The organism is Burkholderia sp. TSV86 (assembly GCF_001522865.1).
Taxonomy (GTDB): domain Bacteria; phylum Pseudomonadota; class Gammaproteobacteria; order Burkholderiales; family Burkholderiaceae; genus Burkholderia.
Window position 1 is genome coordinate 275,483 of record NZ_LOWB01000116.1, and the last position, 24,412, is coordinate 299,894.

The 24,412-nt window shown below is 65.5% G+C and carries 16 protein-coding genes; 5 read left to right on the forward strand and 11 right to left on the reverse strand.

Annotated features, from left to right (window positions below):
• Positions 1-155 precede the first annotated feature (155 nt).
• From WS68_RS22725 to WS68_RS22770, 10 genes are all read right to left on the reverse strand, one after another.
• Positions 156-1,742 (reverse strand): ABC transporter substrate-binding protein, encoded by a 1,587-nt coding sequence (locus WS68_RS22725; protein WP_059573134.1) that lies wholly within the window; start codon positions 1,740-1,742, stop codon positions 156-158.
• A gap of 205 nt (positions 1,743-1,947) precedes the next feature.
• Complete coding sequence (locus tag WS68_RS22730) at positions 1,948-3,009, reverse strand: ABC transporter substrate-binding protein (RefSeq protein WP_059572880.1); 1,062 nt, start codon at positions 3,007-3,009, stop codon at positions 1,948-1,950.
• A 50-nt stretch (positions 3,010-3,059) separates the two neighbouring features.
• Positions 3,060-4,265 (reverse strand): LLM class flavin-dependent oxidoreductase, encoded by a 1,206-nt coding sequence (locus tag WS68_RS22735; protein WP_059572881.1) that lies wholly within the window; start codon positions 4,263-4,265, stop codon positions 3,060-3,062.
• Between the two features lie 342 nt (positions 4,266-4,607).
• Positions 4,608-5,804: a cytochrome P450 gene (locus WS68_RS22740; protein ID WP_197419660.1), complete on the reverse strand. Its 1,197-nt coding sequence runs from the start codon at positions 5,802-5,804 to the stop codon at positions 4,608-4,610.
• Between the two features lie 13 nt (positions 5,805-5,817).
• Positions 5,818-9,771: a non-ribosomal peptide synthetase gene (locus WS68_RS22745; protein WP_082710220.1), complete on the reverse strand. Its 3,954-nt coding sequence runs from the start codon at positions 9,769-9,771 to the stop codon at positions 5,818-5,820.
• Positions 9,768-10,541, reverse strand: a complete 774-nt coding sequence (locus WS68_RS22750; RefSeq protein WP_059572886.1) for a TauD/TfdA family dioxygenase — start codon at positions 10,539-10,541, stop codon at positions 9,768-9,770. The genes WS68_RS22745 and WS68_RS22750 overlap by 4 nt, the downstream gene beginning before the upstream one ends.
• Positions 10,525-11,397: a TauD/TfdA dioxygenase family protein gene (locus WS68_RS22755; RefSeq protein ID WP_059572887.1), complete on the reverse strand. Its 873-nt coding sequence runs from the start codon at positions 11,395-11,397 to the stop codon at positions 10,525-10,527. Before WS68_RS22755 ends, WS68_RS22750 begins: the two co-directional genes overlap by 17 nt.
• Before the next feature lie 241 nt (positions 11,398-11,638).
• The gene (locus WS68_RS22760; RefSeq protein ID WP_197419661.1) at positions 11,639-12,595 is read right to left on the reverse strand and encodes a hypothetical protein; all 957 of its coding nucleotides are present in this window, start codon (positions 12,593-12,595) and stop codon (positions 11,639-11,641) included.
• A gap of 88 nt (positions 12,596-12,683) precedes the next feature.
• Positions 12,684-13,589 (reverse strand): TauD/TfdA dioxygenase family protein, encoded by a 906-nt coding sequence (locus WS68_RS22765; protein ID WP_082710222.1) that lies wholly within the window; start codon positions 13,587-13,589, stop codon positions 12,684-12,686.
• 687 nt (positions 13,590-14,276) lie between these two features.
• On the reverse strand, positions 14,277-15,431 hold the full coding sequence (locus WS68_RS22770; protein ID WP_082710223.1) for a beta-propeller fold lactonase family protein: 1,155 nt from the start codon (positions 15,429-15,431) through the stop codon (positions 14,277-14,279).
• Positions 15,432-16,288: 857 nt separating this feature from the next.
• Between WS68_RS22770 and WS68_RS26720 the strand changes: the two genes are divergently transcribed.
• The 5 genes from WS68_RS26720 to WS68_RS22800 all read left to right on the forward strand — a co-directional run bounded on the left by WS68_RS26720 (position 16,289) and on the right by WS68_RS22800 (position 22,864).
• Entirely contained in the window at positions 16,289-16,672 is a 384-nt protein-coding gene (locus WS68_RS26720) for a YncE family protein (protein ID WP_082710224.1), read from the forward strand.
• Positions 16,673-17,085: 413 nt separating this feature from the next.
• The gene (locus WS68_RS22785) at positions 17,086-18,687 is read left to right on the forward strand and encodes an ABC transporter substrate-binding protein (RefSeq protein WP_059572896.1); all 1,602 of its coding nucleotides are present in this window, start codon (positions 17,086-17,088) and stop codon (positions 18,685-18,687) included.
• Positions 18,688-18,780: 93 nt separating this feature from the next.
• Entirely contained in the window at positions 18,781-19,761 is a 981-nt protein-coding gene (locus tag WS68_RS22790; RefSeq protein ID WP_059572898.1) for an ABC transporter permease, read from the forward strand.
• Between the two features lie 46 nt (positions 19,762-19,807).
• On the forward strand, positions 19,808-20,860 hold the full coding sequence (locus WS68_RS22795; RefSeq protein ID WP_059572899.1) for an ABC transporter permease: 1,053 nt from the start codon (positions 19,808-19,810) through the stop codon (positions 20,858-20,860).
• 9 nt (positions 20,861-20,869) lie between these two features.
• Entirely contained in the window at positions 20,870-22,864 is a 1,995-nt protein-coding gene (locus WS68_RS22800; protein WP_059572900.1) for an ABC transporter ATP-binding protein, read from the forward strand.
• Positions 22,865-23,056: 192 nt separating this feature from the next.
• On the opposite strand, the gene WS68_RS22805 is transcribed toward WS68_RS22800, so the two are convergent.
• Complete coding sequence (locus tag WS68_RS22805) at positions 23,057-24,241, reverse strand: porin (protein WP_059572901.1); 1,185 nt, start codon at positions 24,239-24,241, stop codon at positions 23,057-23,059.
• Positions 24,242-24,412: the final 171 nt, after the last annotated feature.

Genomic DNA, 24,412 nt, shown 5'->3' on the forward strand with positions numbered 1-24,412 from the left:
GCACGGCGCGCGCAGTGGAAAAATCGGCCGCGTCGCGGCGGCGGCGGGCCGGGCTGCGGCGGCAACCGCAGCGGTAGCTGCGACGGCGGCGGCAACCGCAGCGGCAACCGCAACAACAACCCCGCTCCCGGGCCGCCCCGCCTGGGGCGCGGCGTTCATCGCTGCAACCACAGATCGGCGAAGCTCGCGCCGACGCCGTCCGGCGACACCGTATGGCCATGAACCGCGCGCGACGCCACCGTCACATATTGCGGCGCGACGAGATTGATATCGGGCAGATCGCGCTCGACGATGCGCTGAATGCGGACGAACGTCGCCTTGCGCTCGCGTTCGTCGGTCTGCTCGGCGGCCTGCGCGAACAGGCGGTTGACTTCGGGGTTGCGGTAGCGCGAGCCGTTCGTAAACGGCACGCCGGGTCGGAAACCGTCCGTCGTATATAGACGCGCGACGCCGACCACCGGATCGAACAGATTGCTCATGCCGTTGATGCTGAAATCGAAATCGCGATCGGTGTAGACACGCTTCAGGTACGCGGGCAGATCCTGTGTGCGCACCGTCACCGCGATGCCGGCGCGCGCGAGCGCCGATTTCACGTAAGCAGCGGTGCGCGCCGGAATGTCGCCGATCGGCAGCGCATCGGCGACGAGCGCGAAGCGCGTGCCGTCGGCCTTACGCGGATAGCCGGCCTCGTCGAGCAGCGCGTTCGCGTGGGCCAAGTCGAACGGATACGGATTCGGCGCCGGATCGTAATACCGGTTGCCCGGAATGATCGGGCTGACGATCGGCGTCGCGTAGCCGTAATAGATCACCTTGCGGATCACTTCCCGATCGAGCGCCGACGCGATCGCCTGCCGTACCTTCAAATTGCGCAGCACCGGATGATCGAGATTGAACTCGATGCGCGCGACGCCCGCCTGGAATTCGTAGCCGCGCGTATCAAGCGCGAGCTTCGGATTCGCCTTTAGCCGCGCGAGTTCGGACAGCGGTACGGGCGTGTCGCCGGCGAGATCGGCCGAGCCGCTTTCGAGCGCGGCCACGCGTGCGGCCGGATCGTCGATGATCTTGACGAACAGGCGGTCAAGCCACGGTTTGCCTTTGTCCCAGTAATCGTCGTTGCGCGCGTATTCGATATAGTTGCCGCGCACCCATTTGACGAAGCGGAACGGACCGGTGCCGATGGGCGCGTTGTTGGCCGGATGGGTCAACGGATCGCGGCCGTCGTACACGTGTTTCGGCAGGATCGGCGTTTCGGTCGCGGAAAACGCGCTGATCAGATACGGCGCGGGCTTCGACAGCGTCAGCACGACGGTGTACGGATCGGGCGTCGCCACGCTCGCCAGGTTCGCGAACGTGGTTTTCGCGCGCGGATGGTAGCGGCGCAGCGTGGCTAGCGAATAGGCGACGTCCGCGGCCGTCAGCGGCTGGCCGTCGTGCCATTTGACGCCGCGCCGCAGGTGGAACACGTAGCGGCGCGCGCCGTCGCTCACTTCCCACGACGTCGCGAGCGACGGCTTCGGCTTCAGGTCGAAGCCGTAGTCGAGCAGCCCTTCGATGACCTTCGGGCTCACTTTCAGCACGTTGACCGCGGTGGTCGCGAAATCGACGAGCGTGGTGGGCTCGGGCGTCACGATGAAGTTCAGCGTGCCGCCGCGCGTTTGCGCGAGCGACGAGCCGTGCGGCGCGACGATCGCGGCGGCGGCGGCGACGCACAGCGTGCCGGCCGCTCGCTTGGCCGCGCGCATGGCGCGGGGCGGGCGTGAGCCGCGCGGCGCGGCGCGCGTAAGCGCGATGAACGGCATGGCGGAAACGGGCGCGGCGCGCGATAAGCGCAACAGCAACGCGGACAGCGGCGAAGCGGCCGCGATAGCCGGACCGAACGAAATGGCAGAGTCGGCCGGACCGATCGATCCGGCCGGCGCGCGCATGAGGCGGACGATGCGCACGGCGTTACGCGGCCGCGTATTGCGCATGCGCGCGCCGTGCGTGCGCGGCGGCGAGCGGCGCGGGATCGATCCAGCTTGCGAAATCGAAGTCGGTCGCAATGAATCCCCATTGATGAAGGAACGATTTGAAGTCCTCGAGCGCGGCGAGCGCGTGCGGATCGAGTCCGATCGCAAGCTGCCGATGCAGGTCGGGCCCATACGCGCGCCGAACCCAGTGTTCGGCGCTGCGTGTCTCGCGCGCGACATAGCCGACGGCGTCGTCCGGATGCGCGCGCGCCCAGTCGTCGACGTCGAGCGTGCGCGCGAGCACGCGCTCGACGAGATCGGGGCGCTCGTCGAGCAGGCGCGCATCCACCGTCAGTGGGCGCGGCGTGCCGTTGTTCGCGTGTTTGCGCCGGTCGGGTTGCGCGCTGATGTCGACCAGCACGGTCGCGCCGAGCAGGTTGACGATGTCGAGGCCAGGCGCACCTTTGACGAACACCACGTCTGCATCGCCGCGCAGCAGCGCCCGTACCTCGCGCGAATATTCGTGCGGCCGCTGCGCGGCGAGCCATTGCGCGAGCGGCGCGTCGGCGGGCGGGGCGGCATCGGCGAGATTGAGCGGCGAATGCGGCAGATCGACGAGTGTGACCGCTTCGAGCGGCACGTCGAGCGCGCCGAGCAGCGACGAAAATCCGCGCAGCGCGGTTGCGCGATGGAAATCGACGATGCCGGGCCGCGTGTTCAGCGGCAGCCCGAACCGCGCGCGGGCGAGCGCGGCGGGCGTCGGTTCGAGTGCGGGATCGAGCGTGATGAGCGCCTGGAATTCGTCGACCCAATTGAGCGCGATCACGCGCGTATCGCTGCCTTGCGCACGCGCCCACAGCGCGGGAATATTGCCGCCTTGCCGGAACGACCACGGCTGGCTGTGCGTGAAGTGCGAGCGGCGGATGGCCGGATCGTCCGCATCCTGAAGCGCGCGGATGTCGAGGCCGTCCGGCGCGAATTCGTCGCGCAGCCAGCCTTTTTGGATGGCGATGCCGAATGGCGTCGGCGCGGGGCAGCGGGTGTACCAGAGCAGGTTCATGGTGTGGTCGGATCGAAAATAAGCATGAAGGAAAGACGAACGCAACGCGCTCAGCGGCGCAGGCCCGCTTCGCGCAACAGCGGCAGCACGCGCTGGCCGAAGAAATCGAGGTCCGGCTTGAAATCGAAGAAACTCAGCTGGATGCCGTCAATGCCGGCGCGATGCAGCCGCACGATCGCATCGGCGACTTCGTCCGGCGAGCCGACGATCGTGATGTTGCCGCCGAGCGCACGTGCCGCCGCTTGCGTGCGCTGCGCGTGGCCGCCGCGCCATGCGTGCGCGTCGCTGTCGAAGCGGTGGAAGCTGCCTTCGTCCGCGTGTGCGACGATCGCATCGCGGTACGCGCGCGCTTCGGCGGCGGTTTCGCGGCAGATCACCATCGGGTTGATCAGCGTGCGGACCGTGCGCCCGTGCGCGGCGGCGGCGGCTTTCACGCGCGCGGTGTGCGCGGGCAGCGCGGCGAGCGCGGGTTCGATGTCGGGGCCCGCCGGGCTCGTGACGAACACGATGTCCGAATAGCGCGCGGCGAATGCGATGCCGGCGTCGGAGCCGGTGGCGTTGATCAGCAGCGGGCGGCCGTAGCGCGGCTTCGGCGTGACGAACGCGCCGCCGAGCCGCCAGCTCGACAGTTCTGGCGTGAACGTGAAGTTGTCCGGCTGCGCCCACAGTTGTTGAACTGCGTCGACGAATTCGGCGGCGAGCCGGTAACGCGTATCGTGCTCGATGCGCGGCCAGCCGAACATTTCATGTTCGACTGCGCGGTGCCCGGTGACGATGTTGATACCCCAGCGGCCGTTCGAGATGTGATCGAGCGTCGCGGTGAACTTCGCGAAATGCAACGGATGCCACGGCCCGTACAGCACGTGGCTCGTTGCGACGAGGATGATGCGTTCGGTGCGCGCGGTGAGCGCGGCGAGCGTCATGAACGAATCGAGCGCGTCGCCGTTGAACACGCCGCCGTAGCCGCCCTTGGGCAGCCATTGCGACAGCGCGAACACGAAGTCGAAGCCGAGCGCTTGCGCCGCCAGCACGAGTTCGGCGTTGTAGTCGAATGACCAGTCGGTCGTGCGCGGCAGCGTCGACGCGCTCCAGCCGCCGGCCTGAATCGGCAGGAACAGGCCGAGCATCAGTGGTTGCGCGAACGCGCGCGCGACGGGGCTATCCGGGAAATCGGCCGGCGCGCGAATGTCGACGAAAGGTGTCGGCGCGACGGGCGGCACAGGGAATTCGGTTTCGACGAACGGTGCGTGACTCACGGCGGGTTTCCAGGGGTGGGCGGTACGCGTTGGTGCAACGGTTCAACGGCAAGCGACGCGACGCGTTGCCGTGACTTGACGACGGCGGGCGGCGATCCGGTTTCGATCGCGAGAGTTAAGCATGCGGGTGCGGTGTACCGCAAAGAACGATTTCTGCTTTTTATTTGAAACTAGACGTGCGCGCCGGTGCGATCGCATGCGCGCGTGGGCGCGTTGCGCATGAAGGCGTGGCGAGCCCGGCTTGCAGCCCTCGTTGACCGGCATTTCGGCGCGCTGATCGGGCAGTCCAGGGAGCCGCGCTGACTTTGCGTTCCATTCGGTATGGCCGCCATGGCCGGCTTGTCAATCGAGGCTGACCGGCAGCGTGCTGAAGCCGTGCAGGAAGTTGGAATAAATCGGGGTTAGCTGCCCGGCGGGGGTGATGCGGGTTACCGCCGTGCGCACCGCGTCCAGCAATGTAACGAGTTCGAGCCTGGCCAGTTGAGCGCCGATGCAGAAGTGCGGTCCGTACCCAAACGACAGGTGCGGATTGGGCCTCCGGTCCAGACGAAATGAGTCGGGATCGGCAAACCTGCGCTCGTCCCGGTTCGCGGAGACATTCCATAGCGTCACGATGTCGCCCGCGCGGATTCGATGCTGGCCGAGCTGAACGTCGGTGAGCGCGATCCGGCCGAAATGCATCGTGGGAACGTGCCAGCGGACCACTTCCTCGGCCACCCGTTCGAGATCCACGGGCGCGAACCGGAACGCGCGCCATAGCTCGGCGTGTTGCGCGAACGTATGCATCGCGCCGATCATGGACAGCCGGCTGGTCTCGTCCCCGCCGAGCAACAGGCTGTAGCAGTTGGTCACCACTTGCTCGTCGGTCAGTCTCGCTCCGTTCACCTCGGCCTGGACCAGCCTGCCGACCAGGTTCTCGCCGGGGTGGCGGCGTTGCCGTGCCACGTGCTCGAGAAAATAGAGCAGAATGTCCTGCCGCGCGGCTGCCCCGTCCGGATCGGCTTGATCCTCGTGCTCGCTGCTCAGCGCCTGTTTGTCCCAGGCGATCAGCAGCTCATGGTCGTCCTCGGGCACGCCGAGCAGCTCGCAGATGGTCCAGATCGGCACTCGGCAGGCGATGGTGTGGGCAAAATCGAAAGCGCCGGCGCCAACGTGTTCGGCGAGCAACGCCCCGGTTCGGCGGCGAAGCAGGTGCTCGATGCGCGCGATCGCGTCCTTGGACAGCGCGGGGGCGATCAGTTTGCGCAACTCGCCGTGCCGAGGCGGATCGGTGACGGCCAGCATCTGGCCGGCGGCGGAATCCCCGCCGGCCAGCAGAGTCAGCAGCACGTTGCCGCGCTGCGAGCTGAACCGGCCGGGGTCCCGGTACACCGAGATCAAGTCGTGGTAGCCGGCCAGCACCCAAAACCCGGGCGCGGCCCCATTGACCGCCGGGTGCCAGCGCACCGGCTGGTGGGCGCGCGCCCATCGCCAATACTCGGTCATATCGGCACGCAAGTGCGTTCGCGGATCGGTGAGGTCGAGGTCGACGAACGCCATCGTGCATGATCGTTCAGTGGGCATAGCCATGGCTGAATTCGGTCCGTTCCAGTTCGTCGGCCAGCACTTGTCCGATCTCCGCGAGGCTGGACTCCGTGCTCAGGCCGTTGTGCGTTCCGGTGACCGGCCGCTCGACGGTGTTCCCGTCTACGTGGGCTGCCCATTGTTCAGCCTTGCGCTGCGGGTCCGGGGCGCCTGGCTGGTGCGTCTCCAGCGCCCGGACGTAGATCAGCCGGCCCCGGAACTGGCCACGCGGCACGTATCGCCGGGAGAGCACGTAGTTCCTCTTGTGCAGATCGAACATTCGCTGGAAATGGTCGTCCGACAACAACGCGTATGGGCTGCCAAGACGATCCAACTCCACCTTGATCTCGGACAGCGGCGCGGTGTCCCAGAGACCTGGCTCGATCGGCGTGGTTTCCGCGAGCATGGTCAGGAAGTATCGGCGCAGTGTCTGGTTTCGATCGAAGTCGTCGGTGGACGCGTCGAACGGTGTCGGCGGCGGCGGCGAGCTGTCCAGCAGGATCACCGAGCCTACCTGCTGCCCGGCCCGCTGCAACGCGACAGCCATTTCGAACGCCACTCGCCCGCCGAACGACCAGCCGAGCAAATGGTATGGCCCGGCGGGTTGGAATGCGCTGATCTGCGCGAGATAGTCGGCGGCCAGTTCCTCCACCGATTCCGGCCAATAGCCGGCGTTGCTGAGGGTCCTGGCCTGAAGCCCGACGATTGGCCGATCCGGCAGGTGCCGCAACAGGCCGGCGTAGCCCCAGCCCAGGCCGGTTGCCGGATGCATGCAAAACAACGCCGGCCGTCGGCCGGTCCGGCGTAACGGCAGCAGCACGTCCAGCGAATCGGTCACGCTGCCCGGCAGATCGAGCGATGCGGACAAGGCCTGCGGCGATGGGGCTTCCAATAGCGATCTCATCGACAGGTCCGCGCCCAGCATGGTTCGCACCTTCAGCACGAGCTTCGCGGCGAGCATCGAATGCCCGCCCAGTTCGAAGAAATTGTCCGCGCGGCCCACTTGGGCCCGGCCCAGGACTTCGGCAAAGATCTGGCAGAGCAGATGTTCCTGCGGAGACTGGGCCAGCGCCTGCGCATCCATGCGCGGGTGGGCAGGGGCAAGCGCCGGGGCGGGGGCCAGCTCGGGCAAAGCGTGATAGTCGATTTTGCCGTGCCGGGTGCGGGGCAGACGATCAACGGCGATGACCCGGTCCGGAGTCAGGTAGCGTGGCAGCCGGTGCGCCAGATAAAGCACCAGCGCTTGGGGCGTGGCTTCACCGGCGAGCACCGCATACGCGAGCAGTTGCTCGCCGGTGGCGATCACCGCTGCTTGCCGGACGTCGGGGTGCGTTTGCAGCGCGGCCTCCACGTCGCCAGGTTCGATCCGCCGGCCGCGCAGCTTGATCTGCCGGTCGCACCGGCCGACGAATTCCAACTGGCCGTCCGGCAACTGCCGGACCCGATCGCCGGATCGGTAACGGCGTGTCCCATCCGGTCCGGTGACGAACTGCTCGCCGGTCAATGCGGGATGGTGCAGATAGCCGAGCGCAACGCCGTCGCCGCCGATCAGCAACTCCCCGATCGTTCCGGCGGGCACCGGCCTGAGCCGCTCGTCCACCACTTGCGTGGTGCAGCCGGGAATCGCCCGCCCGATCGGCACGATGGCGAGATCGTCGAGTTCTTCGCTGATCGTCGCGCACACGGTGGCTTCGGTCGGCCCATAGGCGTTACGCAACCGGTGGCGCGTGCGCCACCGGCGCAGCAATCCCAGGCCGGGGCGCTCGCCGGCTACCATGATGCGCAGCCCGGCGGGCACCCGCTCCTCAGGGACGGTCGCCAGTACCGACGGCACCATGATCAAGTGCGAGACGCCATGAGCGGTGATGGCGCTGGCGATGCCGTCACCGTGGCTCAACTCGTCGAAACCCGCGAACACGGCGGTCGCGCCGCAGCACAATGCGAGCGTTAGTTCCGCGATCGACGCGTCGAATGTGATCGGCGCAAACTGCAACACTCTGGCTCCCACGCCAGCGTTCATCGCGTCCGCATGCGCGTGCGCCATGCCCAAAATCCCCCGGTGGCTCACCATCACGCCCTTGGGATAGCCCGACGAGCCCGAGGTGAAGATGAGATAGGCGGGGTCCTGAGGGTGGAGCGCAGACGGGGGCATCGCGGTGTCGGCATCGGCGGCATCGGCGTCGGCGGCATCGGCGTCCGCCTCGGCGCCTGCTTGCGGCATTGGTTCGGCGGTGAGGGTAGGGATGTCCGCCAACGCCGGCGTGCCGATGGTGTCCGGTTCGACGATCGCGATGACCGGCGCGGCCATGTCGAGCACGTGCGTCAGCCGCAACGTCGGCCGCCCGAGATCGAGCGGCAGGTAGATCGCACCGAGCCGCCAGACGGCCAGCATCGCCGCGGCGGCGAGCGGCGAGGGGCCGCTGGTCACGGCGACTACGTCGCCTTTCACGACGCCGTGCTGCGCCAGCCGTCTGGCCAACCGTGAGCACCACGCTTCAAGCGCCTGATAGGTCAACGATCGCGAACCAGCGGCGACTGCGGGCACAAACGGGGTCCGCCGCGCCTGTTGCGCAAATGCGGCTGGCCAGCTCTGCCATGCCGGCACGGGAGACGATGGCCGCTGGCGAGGCGTGTGCGCGTCATGCGCGACATTCAGCTCGCGCACGATGCCGCGCGGCGAGTGCACCGCCTGCTCGATCAACGCGCACAGTCGGTCCAATAAACCACGCAGCCGCGCGACCGGATATTGCGCCGGATTCCCGGCCAATTGCAGTTCCAGCGAACCGCCGGCCGCCGGTCTGCATACAGTCAGTTCCAATCCGGGCACCGGCCCGTAATTGCACGGATGGATCGTTGCGTTCACCGCGCCGAAATCGGGCCGCAACTCGTCGAACAACATCATGTTCAGCCCGGCCCCGGTGGGAGCGGGCCGGCCCGCGGCAAGCAGATCACGCCGGATATCTTCCCTGCGGTATCTCTGATGCCGCAACGCCGCCCGGATCGCCGCACGCGCCGATCCGATCACCGACTCGAGTGTGTCGTCGGAGCGCATGGGCACCCACAGCGGCACCCGATTGACCGCGACGCCGGCGGTACGCCGTAGCGCGTCGGAATTGCGGCCGCTCACACTCAACTCCAGCAGTGCGTTGCCGGCGCCAAGCAGTACTGCCAGGCAACCGGCGATGACCGCCGTGGCCCCCGGCCGCCGCTCGCTCACCGATTCCACCGCGTCGGACAGCGGCTTCGGCAACCGCCGGCGGACTCGCGCCGGCGCATCGTCCGCAGGCGCAGGGGCAATCAACGGTTTGGTCACGGCGCCCATGGCGGTCAACCAGTAATCCCTGTCACGAAGGAACGCGTTGGACTGCCGGTAGTCCGCTTCCGCTCGCAAAAGCGTGGCCACGCCGGTGTTGTCGATCAGCGGCGCGCGCGCGCCGGCGCAGAGCGCGCGGTAAGTCCGCGCGATCCACCATAGCCGCCAGCGGGCGGCATGGCCGTCCACCACCGCATGATGGCCGCGCGACGCTAACAGGTGCAGGTGCGGCGATACCCGGATCAATACGAGCGTCCAGGCGCGCTGATCGGCAGTCAGGACCGGCTTCGACATCCATGTCGACAGCCATCGCCATCCCGACGTGAGTGCGTCCGGCCGGCCGGTCATATCGACGACTTCGAGGACGTTTGGCGGCGAGCCGCACTCGGTCATACGCGTGCGGTCTGCGTCTTCGACCACAATCCATTGCGCGGTTTCGTCGTGCTCGACTACCCACCGAGCCGCGTCGACTAGCCGATCCACATCCAGGCTCCCGGTCAGCACGACGATCTCTGCCACCAAGTAAGGGTCCGCCCGCCCCAGCGGCGCCTGCGCGAGCCAGATTTCCTCCTGCGCCCGGGACAGCTGATGGACGGAGGGCTGCCGTGGCCTTGTCCGTGCGGCAGTCATAGGAGGGTCTCCCCGCCGACGCGCGCTGTCAGGCTGAGCACGCCCTTCAGCAGGCAGCGTTCCCCCCAGAACGCGTACCGCCCGTGCAGGACCCGGCGGTTGTGCATGAATACCGCATCGCCCGCCATCAACGGGATCGGTGTCACCAGGCCGCCATCCACCAGCCGTTGTTCGCAGAACCCGGCGAACCGGGCGCACATGTCAATGACCGGGGCCGGGTTGTCCGGCGCGACCCGGGTGCTGCTCCAATTCAATACCGGACCCGCGCCGTCATATTCGATCACGCGCCTGGTCACGGTGCGCTCCCCCTTGGTGAACCGCACGTTCACCTCGCGCAGCGACCGCAGCAGCGCGGGATCGCAGGCCGCAAGGTAGTCCGTGACGAGCGCGTCGTCCACCGCGAACGTCGCGCCGCCGAACCGGGCAGGGGTTTCGCAACACAGGAAGAAGACGTCGAACGCCACGTCGCTGTATGCGCCGTCGACATGCAGCGGCATCCGGCCGTTGCCGTACCGGTATTGCGCGGTGGCCGCCAGCGTGGCGTCGTAACGGATGTCCAGCCAGCCGGCATGGTCCAGTCCACCGGTCACCGGGTCCTCGTCGCGGAAATGAAAGTCGCCGATCTCGCCGGCCAGCTTCTGATAGAAGGCGTCGCTGTCGGCGTGCGACGCGCGTCGCAGCACCACCACCTTGTGCCCGGTCAGCGCGGCGCGCAGCCGCTCGCCGGTGCTGGCGCTGCGCGATTCGCGGATCTCAGTGAGAAATCGCATGGCTTGCCTCCCGTTGTCGTGCCCGGCTCGGCGCGATGCCGTCACTGACCAGCACGCGATGAATCTCGCGCCGCTGCCCGTGATAATCGTTGAGCGCGTAGTGCTGCACGCAACGGTTGTCGATCACCACGAGCAAGCCGCGCGTCCATTGAACTCGGCCGACAAACCGCGTGTCGACGATTTGCTGGGACAACTGTTTGATCAACCGCTCGCTCTCGAGCACGTTCATGCCGACTATGCCGGTCATGTGGCAGGCGCTGACATAGAGTCCGTTGCGGCCAGTCGACGGATGCGTCCGCACGATGGGATGGATGTACGTCTGGTCGGCACGCGCCCGATCGTCGATTCGTTGTACGTCGCCGATGGAAAACCGGGGCGTACCGCTGCCGTGAACCTTCGACGCGGTGAAAATCCCGTCGAGCGACGCAATCCGTTCCTTCATGTCGGCCGGCAACGCTTCATACGCTGCGCGCATGTTCGCGACCAACGTGTCGCCGCCGTGGCGAGGAATGTCCACGCCGCGCAGCACGGTGTAGGCCGGCGGGATCTCGTGGTACGGCGAATCGGTGTGCCACACGCCGCCGAAGTTGCTGGTCGAATCGCGTTCCTTGACGATGCGGAAGATTCCCGGATAGCCATTCAATGGCTTGCCGAACGGATATTCGGCGATCGTCCCCAAGCGCCGTGCGAACGACAAGTGCGCACCGGGATCAAGCGCCTCCCGCCCCTCGATACACACCACATGCCGGTCCAGCAGCACCTGCATGATCTTGCCGAATTCGTCCGGCTCCAGCCGGTCGATCCGCACGCCACTGATCCGCGCACCGATGGCCGGTGCGATATCGACCACCTGCATTGCAACCTCCGCATTTCTTTGTCGATTCGTTGTTGAACGTCCCGGCCGGGCATACGGCACGGGGCCGGACGCGCGAGCGGCTGCGCAGCGCAGCGGCGCGCTGAACGAAGCGAGCCGGCGCGGTGCGCGACAGGGCGCTCTCCACGCCGTGGACGGCCGCTGCACAAGCCGAATGCCGCTGCCCGTGCCGCAAGCCTGCTTTCTGCGCGCCAACATGCCAGGTGAATGCCTGGCCACGTGCTCAGATTTCCCGCATGGGCTGCCATGTCTGGAAGACTCCGCACTGCCGCGGCTTGGCCAACTGCCGGCCGGACCTCACTTCGTCATGAGTCGGCACCGGGTCGCGCCGCCAGGCGTCCAATTGATCGAGATCGAGCGTCGAACGGTGTCGCCACGGCAATCCCGGATAGTCGGCGGGCATGGACGTGATGGTCGGCACGGGCAGCCGGCCAGCGTAGAGGCGGCCCGCCCATAGATCGCCGCTGCCTTCGAGCACGCCGACGCGATCGCGGTCCAGCAACCGGCTCACCGGCAGATCCGGCGGAATGCGCAAACTGTTCTCCGCGCCCGGAAGGTCATGCCGCCAGATCCACTCGACCAGTTCGTCCTGCCGCCGGTTGAGCCGCTCATCGGCGAAAACCGAACTCATCACCACCGGCACAGCCACGCCGCCCGCCTGCCGGTAGGACAACAGGCCCGCCAACCGTTGCCGCAGTTGACCCGGCGTGTCCAACGCGCTCACGGACACCCGCAGTTCGGCACCCACCTGAACTAATCCGGATTGCGTGTCCGGGGCGATCACCCGAAAGTACTTCGTGACGAACACGGTGCATCGGCCGGCATCGCGGATCAGCTTCGCGAGCGCATACGCTTTGGGCCAGTTCCACGACGCGTCGCTGTTCCAGCCGTTGCGCAAAAAGCGCTGCTCCGGCGGCAACGAAAGGAGATCCGCCTGCAGCTGATCCGCGTCGAGCAGGTTCTCCACGCGAATGCCGAAGTCGTAGTCCGCGGCGAACGCACCACGGGCGGCGAAGCAGCTGCCATAGCAAATCTGCGATGCGGGCAGACAGCCCATGTACAGATCGGTCGTGAGGCTGTCGAATGGAAGCCCGCCATGCCGTCCGGCCCGAATCGCGACCGGCGTGGGGGATCGCAGCGCGTGGCCTGCCGTCATGCTGCGACCGCTTTCGGCGATCAACGAATGCGCGTCGTGCAGCACCGCGATGGGGATGATGGGCACGGTGTCTGAGTGATGAGACATGGTGGCTGTTCCTCTGTCGTCGGAATCATCGTTGAATGTCCAGATTTGCAACCGCTTCTCCGCCAGGCACCGCGAACATGTCCGTGGGGGCGAAGATTTTGGTGGCCTTCAGCCAACGTCGGCCACGAAAGGCTTCGCGCCGATGCAGCAACTGGGCGTTGTCGTAAAGCGCGAAATCGCCGGTGGCCCACTGATGAGCGTAGATGCGCTCCGGCCGCAGCATTCGGGCCAACACGCGGTCCTTCAGCGCGGCCGATTCGGCGGCATCCAAGCCGGTAAAGCCCTGGGTGTTCTCGCTGACGTAGGCGAAGCGTTTGCCCGATGTTGGACTCACGAGCAATGCCGGGTGCGACACTCGGAGTTTGGGCACGTTGTCATGGTTGTACGCCGGCTCATAGGCCGCGCGCCGAGTGGCAAGATTCGCGATGGTAGTCTCGTCCAGACTGGCCGTCGCGACATCGGTCGACACGAAGCTGGTCGCTCCGCCGGAACTCGCGGGAATCACGCAATACAAGATCGCGAGCGTCGCCGGATTTTGCCGATGCTGCTGATCCGAGTGCCAGCAATCCGTGTCGGCTCCGGCGAAACCGATGGGCTTGCCGTGTTCGTCGCGCAAATTGGATAAATAGCTGATTGCCGGATAGTCGGGGGACAAGCAGATTCTCCGCGACGACTCTTCCAACGGACCAATCCGTCGCGCCAATGCGTGCAGTTCCCGATCGTCGAGACATTGACGCCGGAATATCACCAAGCCGGCCTGCGCGACCAGCCGCAGAAAGCCTGCCTGATCGTCGGGCGAACACGCCTGGAGTGCGACACCACTGACCTGTAGGCCGAGCGTGTCCGATAGTGGCTCTACTTTCACGGTATCTCCTGAGCCGGGAATGAGAACCGAATGCCGGCGGCGAGCGCCTCGGGATTCGGGATTCAAAGTGCGGCTGCTGCGGGATGCATCTAATTAAGGTTGATCGAATAAGATGGATGGATTTCTGGTATTAATATTTTCGGGGTTTAATTATTTTAATGAATTTAACACAAGCTTCCTTTGTTTGCCTTTGGCGGTTGGGGCGATGGCCTTATATAGGTTGCAATGCAATGGCATGATTCGTGTGGCCAATTCATAATAAGTAGATTAGACGGGGCGGGAAAGATATCAAGAATTTATTCAAATAAAAAAGTGTGTGAGCGGTGAATAAAGGGATGGAATTTTCGTGAATTGAGATGCGGGTAATTTCCTATGTTCGGGCGATGTTTGATTTGCGGATTAATGTCTGGCTGATGGATTTGGCTTGGTTTTATCGAAGATCTTCGATCGCTCTATTGCCGTGGCTTTCGATTTCATTCTTTCTCTCTTTCATTTGCCTGCGCTAATCCGCTTAATGCGAAAAGGCATCCGAATCACAGCCGTGAGCGGCGGCCCATTCAACGCGCAACGCGTCCGGCGGAACTGCGCAACATTCACCGGCTGGCGCGTGAAGCTCCAAGTTGTCCGGGCAAAGCCGCGCGCAAGCGGCGCGGCTTTGTCGCATCGAATCGGCGGGATCGGGCGAACGGAGGCGAAACGGGATGAGGGCGGCTCGCTCGCCGAGCCCAGGCCCGCTTGCCGGCTATATCGGTCCTATCGGCCAAACGGCATCAAAAGCATCGCGCCGCTCGCTGGCGCCGTATTGGCTCCACCGAAAGTTGTCGAGCCTCGCACGCGAATGACCGACACGCTGGCCGATGTCCCATTGACGACATAAGCCGTCACCCCGTCCGGCGTGAATGCAACGCCGTTAGGCCTCTGGCCGGTGAAGTTGGTCACGACGCCGGTCTGTGTATTCGACGCGACGTCGATCACCGAGACCGTGTTGGAGTTCGCGTTGGTCACATATGCGGTATACGCGATCGTTCCCGCGCTCGTCGGGGCGGATGTGAAGGCGACGGCCAAGGGCGCGACGCCGGTGAAGCCGGAAACAGTGCCGATCTGGGTGTTCGACGCGACATCGATCACCGAGACCGTATTCGAATTGTAGTTGGTGACATAGGCTTTCTTTCCGTCCGGCGTAATCGCGATGTTCGCGGGCGCCGCGCCGGTGAAGCCCGCGACGGTGCCGATCTGAGTGTTCGCGCCGACATTGATTACCGAGACCGTATTCGAACCGTAGTTGGCGATGAAGGCTTTTGTGCCGTCCGGCGTAATCGCGATGCTGCTGGGCAAGAGGCCGGTGTAGCCTTTGACCAGGTCAATCACGGTTTTCGACGCGACATCGATGACCCCGATCGCGCTCACCGGCGAGGTCGAGTAGGCCACATAGGCTTTCTTTCCGTCCGGGGTGAACGCGATGCCCTCGGGTGTTCCGATGGGGCCGGAAACGGTGCCGATCTGGGTGTTCGACGCGACATCGATTACCGAGATCGTGCTCGATCCTGCATTGACGACATACGCTTGCGTTCCGCTCGGCGTGAAGGCGATGTCATAGGGAAGCCGCCCGGCGAAGTTGAGAATGGTGCCGGTCTGCGTGTTCGACGCGACGTCGATCACCGAGACCGTGCCTGAGAACAGATTGGTGACGTAGGCGCGCTTGCCGTCCGGCTTGATTGCGATTTTCGTGGGCGTATCACCGGAGAACGAGGCGACCGTGCCGATCTGGACGTTGTTGGCCGCGTAGGCGGCCACCGGCGCGGTTGCCGCCACCACGGCGGCCAGCGCGAGCGCGGAGCACTTTGCGGCGAATCGTCCGGCATTCATTGGCTGACGCGGCCGCGCCAGCGGCATGAGTTGTCGACGCATGATGTTTCCTTTTTACCGATGAGTGGAATTCCGCGCTGGCTCGGACGGAGCCGAGGCGACTGAAAGGCTTGACCGTTCGCAGCCTTCTTTCCGATGGGTTGATCGACCGGTTCGGGTAAGAACGCCGCCCATCGGATTTAAAGCGTTTTTTTCTCCAATATCACCGGCTATCTTCTGGAGGATAACGTCCAAATATAAAGCGAAATACCGTTCTCTATCCTATGAGTCGATGAACAAGCCATGATTTATTTAAACGCCTTTTTAATGAGGATGGTGTCGGCGTGGCGGCATTGGGCTTGGGAAAAACGGCCGATCGCGGTTGCATGGTCCGAGTCGATTCGAAAACGGAAGCGAATTCCGTTTGATTAAACGTTTGCTTAAGCAGCTTGCCTTATCTGTGCGAGTGGCTTGCCGATTCGTTGCCTGAGCGTTGCCGATTCGGATAACGCGTGTTCCAGGTGCGCTGCGCAGTCAAGAATGATTTCTGTTTATTTGAAATTCGATACTTGGGGGCGCTGGTATGCGGAGGGCATGAGGGGGCACCGCGGCGGCGGAAGGCGCTGCGTTGTATTTAGCGTTTATCCTCCCGCAGGTGACCGGTGATATCGGAGAAGAAAACGCTTTAAATCCGATGGGCGGCGTTCTTACCCGAATCGGTCGATCAACCCATCGGAAAGAAGGCTGCGGACGGTCAAGCCTTTCAGTCGCCTCGGCTCCGCCCGAGCCAGCGCGGAATTCCACTCATCGGTAAAAAGGAAACATCATACGCCGACAACTCATGCCGCTGGCGCGGCCGCGTCAGCCAATGAAGGCTGTGCGGTTTGCCGCGAAGCGCTCCGCATGCGTCTTGGCGGCGGGTGGTCCACAACCGCGTCGATGGAGGGCACGCGGCCGACGACGCTCAGATCGGCGCGGTCGCCGAATACTCGGGCACGATGCCATGGGCGGTGGCCGTCACGCTGGACGGCAAGCGTGCGTATGTTGTTAACACGAGTTCGAACACGGTCTCGGTGATCGACGTCGCGTCGAACACGCAGACCGGCGTCGTAAGCAGTTTCACTCGCATTTGGCCCGTTAGAGCCACGTTCACGCCTAACGGGACGAGCGCCTATGTCGTCAATCCCGCATCGGCCAGCGTGCCGATCATTCGCGTGCGCGGCGCGACGACTTTGTGGAAATCCGATACGGCACCCGCGAGCGGCGCGACGCTTTTGATGCCGTTTGGCCGGTATGGCCGATAAGCGATCCTGGGTTGAGCGATCGCGTCCGGCCACGTTTTACCCCGCCTTCGCCCACTCGAAGCGACGAAGCCGCGCGGCTTCGCCAGTGTCGCCTGAGCCGACCGCATCGGCTTCATGCCCGGGCTGCACGATGTTAGAACGGCGCAGCCCACCCGATCCCGCCCGTTGACGACGGCGACGCGCAACGCCGGCAACCGCATGGTCACGTCGATCGTCGAATGCATTTACGCGTGCTTGCGGCACTCGTCGCGAGTGGGGAGCCTAGGCCGCGAGCCATGTGAGACGTAAGCCGTCATATCGATAGCACGATGTGTTGGTTCGTTCCGCCCGGCCGCATTGCTACGATTTTCGGTCTGTCCGTCGCGCGATGCGACGGCCTGAGGCCCACGCATTCCCGATAGGAACGACGACGCATGTCTTGGCTGACCCGACGCGGCTTTCTCATCGCATCCGGCGCAACGCTCGCGAGCGCGGGCCTTCCCGCCGCCGTGCTCGCGCAAACGAACGGCGCGGCGCGCAAGCGCGGCGGCACGCTGAACGTTTCGATCAATCCGGAGCCGCCCGTGCTGGTGTCGATCTTTCAGACCACCGGCCCGGCTCTGCTCGCGAGTTCGAAAGTGCACGAAGGGCTGCTCGCATACGATTTCGATCTACGGCCGAAGCCGCAGCTCGCGACCGCGTGGCAGGTGAGCTCCGACGGTCTCGCATATACGTTCACGCTGCGAAGGAACGTCAAATGGCACGACGGACAGCCGTTCACGTCGGCGGACGTCGCGTTCTCGATCGAGCTGCTGAAGGCGATTCATCCGCGCGGGCGCAGTACGTTCGCGAACGTCGCCGGCATTCGCACCCCCGATGCGCACACGGCAATCGTCGAGTTATCGAAGCCCGCGCCGTTTTTGATTCGCGCGCTGTCGGCCGGCGAATCGCCGATCGTGCCGAAGCATCTGTACGCGGGCGGCGATCCGCTGTCGAACCCGCACAATAACGCGCCCATCGGCACAGGCCCGTTTCGCTTCAAATCGTGGACGCGCGGCGCGAGCATCGTCTATGAGCGCAATCCGGATTACTGGGACGCGGGCAAGCCGTATATCGACACGCTCGTGTTCAAGGTGATCCCGGATCCGGCCGCGCGCTCGGCCGCGTTCGAGACGGGCGCGCTCGATCTGGGCGGCGAAAACCCGGTGCCGCTCACCGAACTGCCGCGCCTGAGCCGGCTGCCGCAACTCACCGTCGAGACGCGTGGCTACCGGTTTCTCGCACCGCAGACCGAGATCGATTTCAATCTCGATCATCCGGTGTTGAGGGACCGGCGCGTGCGGCAGGCGATCGCGCAGGCGATCAATGCGCAAGTTGTGCAGAAAACGATTGCTTATGGTTATGCGGACGTGTCGCCGACGCCGATCACGCCCGCCTCGCCGTATCACGATCCGACGCTCGCGCCTTATCCGTTCGATCCGGCGGCGGCCGGCAAGCTGCTCGATGCGGCGGGCTATCCGCGCGGGGCGGCCGGCGTGCGTTTTCGGCTCACGCACGACTATCTGCCTTATGGCGACCTGTTCCGGCGGCTCGCCGATTACACGAAATCGGCACTCGCGCGCGTCGGCATCGATGTGACGGTGCGCTCGCAGGATCTGCCGTCGTTCCTGAAGCGGGTCTACACCGACCGGCAGTTCGATTTCGCGAGCACCGGCGTCAACACGCTGTTCGATCCGAGCGTCGGCGTTCAGCGACTGTATTGGTCGAAGAATATCCGGCCCGGCGTGCCGTTCTCGAACGCGCCGCACTACAGCAATTCCGACGTCGACCGGCTGCTCGAGGCGGCGTCGATCGAGCCGGACGAGAGCCGGCGTGTCGCGCTGTACCGGCAATTCCAGCAGATCGTCCATCGCGATCTGCCGATCCTGAACCTGATCGCGCCACGCTCGATCACGCTCGCAAACCGGCGCGTGCGCGATCACACGGTGTCCGCGCAGGGGCTCGAAGGTAATTTCGCTGACGTCTATTTGATTTGAGCCGGGCGCCGCCGCGCGTTCGCGCGAAGAATACGCGCCGGACGCATCCGGGCGGCGCATTTCGGCCGCGTTGAAACCACACAAGGAGAACCCATGAGGCGAAACGCGCGCTGGGGCGCGATCTTGCGCCGGACCGCGTGGCAGGCCGTGCCGACGGTGATCGGCATCGTGATCGTCAACTTCTGCCTGCTGAAACTGATGCCGGGCGACGCCGCCGACGTGCTCGCGGGCGAATCGGGTTCCGCGAGCGCCGAGACAATGGCGATCATGCGCGCGAAGTTCGGCCTCGATCAGCCGCTCGTCAGCCAGCTCGGCGCGTATCTGTCGCATCTCGCGCACTTCAGCCTCGGCTATTCGCCGCGCTACGACATGCCGGTGATGCAGCTCATCCTGTCGAGGCTGCCCAACACGCTGCTGCTGATGGGCGCGGCGCTCTCGCTTGCGCTCGTCATTGGCGTCGCGCTCGGCGCGGTGATGGCGCATTGGGCAGGCAAATGGCCGGATCGCGTGCTGTCGGTGCTCGCGCTGCTGTTCTATTCGACGCCCGGTTTCTGGATTGGCTTGCTTGCGATCGTGCTGTTCTCGGTGCGGCTCGGCTGGCTGCCGAGCGGCGGCAATCTGACGATCGGCGCGCCGCTGCACGGGCTCGCGTATGCGGCCGATCTGGCCAGGCACGCGCTGCTGCCCGCGACGACGCTCGCCACCTTCTTCGTCGCGATCTACGCGCGTCTCACGCGCGCCGCGATGCTCGAAGTCGAGCAGCAGGATTTCGTGCGCACCGCGCGCGCGAAAGGGCTGTCGGCCGCGCGCGTGAGCGTGCGCCACGTGCTGCGCAACGCGCTGATGCCGCTGTCGACAGTCGTCGGCATGCACTTCGGCACGCTGCTCGGCGGCGCGGCCGTCACCGAGACCGTGTTCAGTTGGCCGGGGCTTGGCCGCCTTGCGCTCGACGCGGTGCTCGCGCGCGATTTCAGCGTGCTGCTCGGCGTGCTGCTGCTGTCGTCGCTGCTCGTGATCGTCGCGAACGCGCTCGTCGATCTGATTCAGGCGTGGCTCGATCCGCGCGTCGGCTGATGCCCGCCCGCGCACTCCGATACCTGTTTGTATGGAGAGATATCCGATGACTGTCGATTCGTCGAATTTCGGTTCCGTGCCGTCCGATGCGCGCCGTGCCGCCCGGCGGCGGCGCGCGTCGCCGTGGCGGCGGCAGCTCGCGGGCGCGCTGTCCGGGCGGCGCGGCCACGCGGGCGGCGAGAGCGCTGCGCTCGAAGCGGCCGTGGCGGCGCGGGCCGGTGCCGATGCGTGGGCCGAGCCCGGCGTGGCGCCGACGCATGCGCGCCGCTCCGCATGGCGCGCGTTGCTGCGCAATCCATCGGCGCTCGCTGGCCTCGTGCTGCTCGCGGTGTTCGCCGCGCTTGCGCTGATCGCGCCCGTGTGTTTTCCCGGTGATCCGCTCGACATGGTCGCCGCGCCGTTCGAATGGCCGTTTGCCGATCCAGCCTACTGGCTCGGCACCGATTCGCTTGGCCGTGACGTCGCCGCAGGCATCGCGCACGGCGCGCGCGTGTCACTGCTGATCGGCGCGTCGGCCGCCGCGCTCGGGCTGGTGATCGGCACGCTCGTCGGCGCGCTCGGCGGCTATTTCGGCGGCGTGGTCGACAACGTGTGCGTGCGCGTGACTGAACTGTTCCAGACCGTGCCGTCGTTTTTGTTCGTCGTCGTGATCGTCGCGATCGGCCGGCCGCAGGTCACGGTGATCGCGTTTGCGATCGGCGTCGCATCCTGGCCGGGCGTCGCGCGGATCGTGCGCGCCGAATTCCGTGCGCTGCGCCATGCGGATTTCGTGCTTGCCGCACGCAGCCAGGGCTTTGGCAACGCGCGCATCATCTTCGGCGAGATCCTGCCGAATGCGCTGCCGCCCGTGATCGTCACTGCGTCGGTGATGGTCGCGAGCGCGATCCTGATCGAATCGTCGCTGTCGTTTCTGGGGATGGGCGACCCGAACGTCGTGAGCTGGGGCGCGATGATCGGCGCGGGGCGCGACGCGCTGCGCACCGCGTGGTATTTGAGCGCGATTCCCGGCGCGGCCATCGTGCTCGCGGTGCTCGCGCTGAATCTGCTCGGCGACGGCTTGAACGAAGTACTGAATCCGCGTTTGCGGCAACGGGCTTGAGGGGGCGGCATGGTGAGCCACGATAGTCAAAACCCGCTGCTGGAAGTGCGCGATTTACGCGTGAGCTTCGGTGCGCACGACGCGGTGCGTGGGATCAGCTTCGACATTGCGGCGGGCGAGACGCTCGCACTCGTCGGCGAATCGGGCAGCGGCAAGTCCGCGACGGCGCTCGCGCTGATGCGGCTCTTGCCCGAGCCGGCGCGGGCGAGCGGCAGCCTGCGCTTCGACGCGCGGGAACTGCTCGCGTTGCCTGAGCGCGATGCGCGCGACGTGCGTGGCCGGCAGATTTCGATGATTTTCCAAGAGCCGATGACGTCGCTCAATCCGGTGCTGACGATCGGCGCGCAGATCGTCGAGACGCTGCGCGCGCACGAGCCGCTGTCGAAAGCCGCGGCGTCCGCGCGCGCGGTCGAGCTGCTCGATCTCGTCGAAATGGCCGAGCCGCGACGCCGCGTGCACGATTATCCGCACGAACTGTCGGGCGGTCAGCGGCAGCGCGTGATGATTGCGATGGCGCTCGCATGCCGGCCGCGTTTGCTGATCGCCGACGAGCCGACCACCGCGCTCGACGTGACGATTCAGTCGCGCATTCTGTCGCTGCTCGATACGCTGCGGCGCGAGTTGCGCATGGCGCTGCTGCTGATTACGCACGATCTCGGCGTAGTCGCGGATCGCGCGGATCGGGTCGCGGTGATGCTGGCCGGGCGCATCGTCGAACAGGGGAGCGCCGCGCGGATGTTTTCGGCGCCCCGGCATCCGTATACGCGCGGGTTGCTGCATGCGTCGCTGACGCTTGCCGACGAGCTGCATTATCGCGACGGGGCGTTGCCGGAGATCCGGCATCGCGTGTCGGCTGATGGCGCGATGGCATTCGAGCGGCGCGAGGGCGGCGAGCGAGGGGCTGACGCGGTGTACGGTCAGGATGCCGAACTAGAGGTGGGCGTGATCGCCGGCGTGACTTCGATACGTCCGGCATCCGTCACGGCGGGCACCGGGCCCGCGTCGAACGACGCGGCGAGCGAGCGCCGCGAGCGGATTGACGGCGACGCTGAGGGCAGTTTGAAAGCCGTCGCGGCCGATGTGCGAGCTTTGACGCGCGAGACGGCGCGCGATCGAAGTGACGACGGCGGCGATGCGCTGCTGCCGAGATACACGGCAGGCCCGGTGCGAGAGCCAGCCGCCGCCGCTGATGGGCAGCCTGCCCAGCGCGATGCCCCGATCCTGCTTTCGATTCGCGGTCTGCGCGTCGATTATCCGCAACGCAACGGCCACGGCGCGCGGCGTGCGCTCGACGGCGTGTCGCTCGACATCGCGCGCGGCGAGTCGGTCGGGCTTGTCGGCGAATCCGGTTGCGGCAAGTCGACGCTTTCGCGCGCAATCATGCGGCTCGTGCCGGCCGAGCAAGGCGAGATCCGGCTGCATGGCGTGGATCTCGCGCCGCTGCGCGAGCGCGCGTTGCGTGCGCTGCGCCGGCGCGTGCAGATGGTGTTTCAGGACCCCTACGCATCGTTGAATCCGCGCCGCACGATTGGACAGATGCTCGATGCGACGCTTGCCGTCAACGGTGTAGCCGATACGCGCACGCGGCGTATTCGCGCACGCGCGATTCTCGAGCGCGTGCGCCTGCCGGCGTCGGCGCTTGGCCGCTTTCCCCACGAATTTTCCGGCGGCCAGCGGCAGCGGATCGGGATCGCGCGCGCGCTCGTGCTGGAGCCGGAACTGCTGATTTGCGACGAGCCCGTTTCCGCACTCGACGTATCGATCCAGGCGCAAATCCTCAATCTGCTCGTCGAGCTGAAGGCGGAGCTGGGGCTCGCGCTGCTGTTCATTTCGCACGATTTGTCGGTTGTCCGCTATATCGCGGATCGGGTGCATGTGATGCGGCAAGGACGAATCGTCGAAAGCGGCGATCATCGGTCGATCTGGCGTGCGCCTCAGCATCCGTATACGCGCGCGTTGCTAGGCGCGATTCCGGGCCGCGCACGCACCGCGCGCCTGGCGTGAGCGCGCGGTGGTTTCATCATGGTGCGATCGTTTTGCCGCCAGGTTCGCGCACGCGCGGGGCGGGTTGTTCGGCATCGGTCGAACGCGCGGGGCAGCGGCGCTATTGCCGTTCATCGATGGCACGGCATCGCCGCCCGCGACGAGAGGCAGCGCATTGTCGCGCCGCCGCTCCCGCCTCCATTAGACCGCCGCTCAAAACTTCACGCGCAACCCGCCGAACATGGCCACCTGGCGATCGCTCGACGACGGTGCGCCGGCGTCGGCAATCGACGCGATCTTCCGGTAGCCGCCCGGCGTCGACGTCGACGCGTCGCCGGCCGCGAGCTGATAAACGCCCGACAAATACAGGTCCGTGCGTTTGGATAGCGCATAGTCGACGCCGAGCGTGAACTGATGCCAGCGCGGCTTGAGCGTGCGGCCGTTCGTGTTCGGCAGGCCGCACGCGCGGGCATCGGTGAACGTGTAGACGCCGATCAGCGTCGTTGCCGGCGTGAGCTGATAGCGCGCGTTCGTATCGTAGTTGTTGAACTTGCGCGACGAGCCGTCGACGTAATCGAGCTGCGTGTGGCTCCACGCGAAGCCGAGCCGCGTGGCGCCGATCGTGTAGTTCGCGCCGGCCGCCGCGATCTGCTGCTTCAGCACGCCGCCGTTGAGCCCATAGAAAAATGCCGGGTTGTAGTCGTTGCCGGTCGTCGAGGTCGCACCGCCGACCGCGCCGTTCGCGTTCGATGCCGCGCTCGGGTGATGCAGCACGACATAGCCGCCGCCGATCGACAGCGGGCCGTTCGTGTAGTTTGCCGCGGCTCCCCATGCGTTGTTGTTCGAGAAACCGGTGCCCGTGTCGCCACTCGCCTGGTTGCTGAACGCGTACAGCAGATCGAACGCGAAGCCGCCGAGTACTGCGCTGCGGAACTTGACCGCGTTGTTGATGCGAAACGACTGGTTCAGATTGTCGTTGTCGCCCACGTGCGTCGCCGGGCTCCAGAAGCCCGGCCCGGCGTATTGCGCGACGAGATCGGCGAGCGGTTCGTATTGACGGCCGAGCGTCAGCGTACCGACGCCGGTTTTCGACAATCCGACCCACGCTTGCCGGCCGAATTCGCGCCCGCCCTGGCCGAATGTGCCGTCATTGGTCTTGAAGCCGTTTTCCAGCGTGAACAGCGCCGAGAGCCCGCCGCCCAGATCCTCGACGCCTTTGAGGCCCCAACGGCTGCCGTTGAGCTTGCCGCTCGACTGCTGAAAGTTGCGCGCGCCGCCCTGATTATTTGTATACGCGATGCCGGCATCAACGATTCCGTACAGTGTGACGGAGCTTTGTGTGTGTGCTGCGGTGGATGCCAGCGAAGCCAAACCCAGTGCGATCGATTTCCTGATCATTTTGTTTTCCTTTATTTTTTTGAATAAATTATTGAGGAAACCGATGCTATTAAAGTCTTATACGGGATTAAACGTGCAAATTCCGATTAGAAAATCTGCGATTCGATGCTTAACAAATTCGCACGCCGCCCGGTGCACCGATAGGAGCAGATGTTGCCGGGGGGCGCGGTA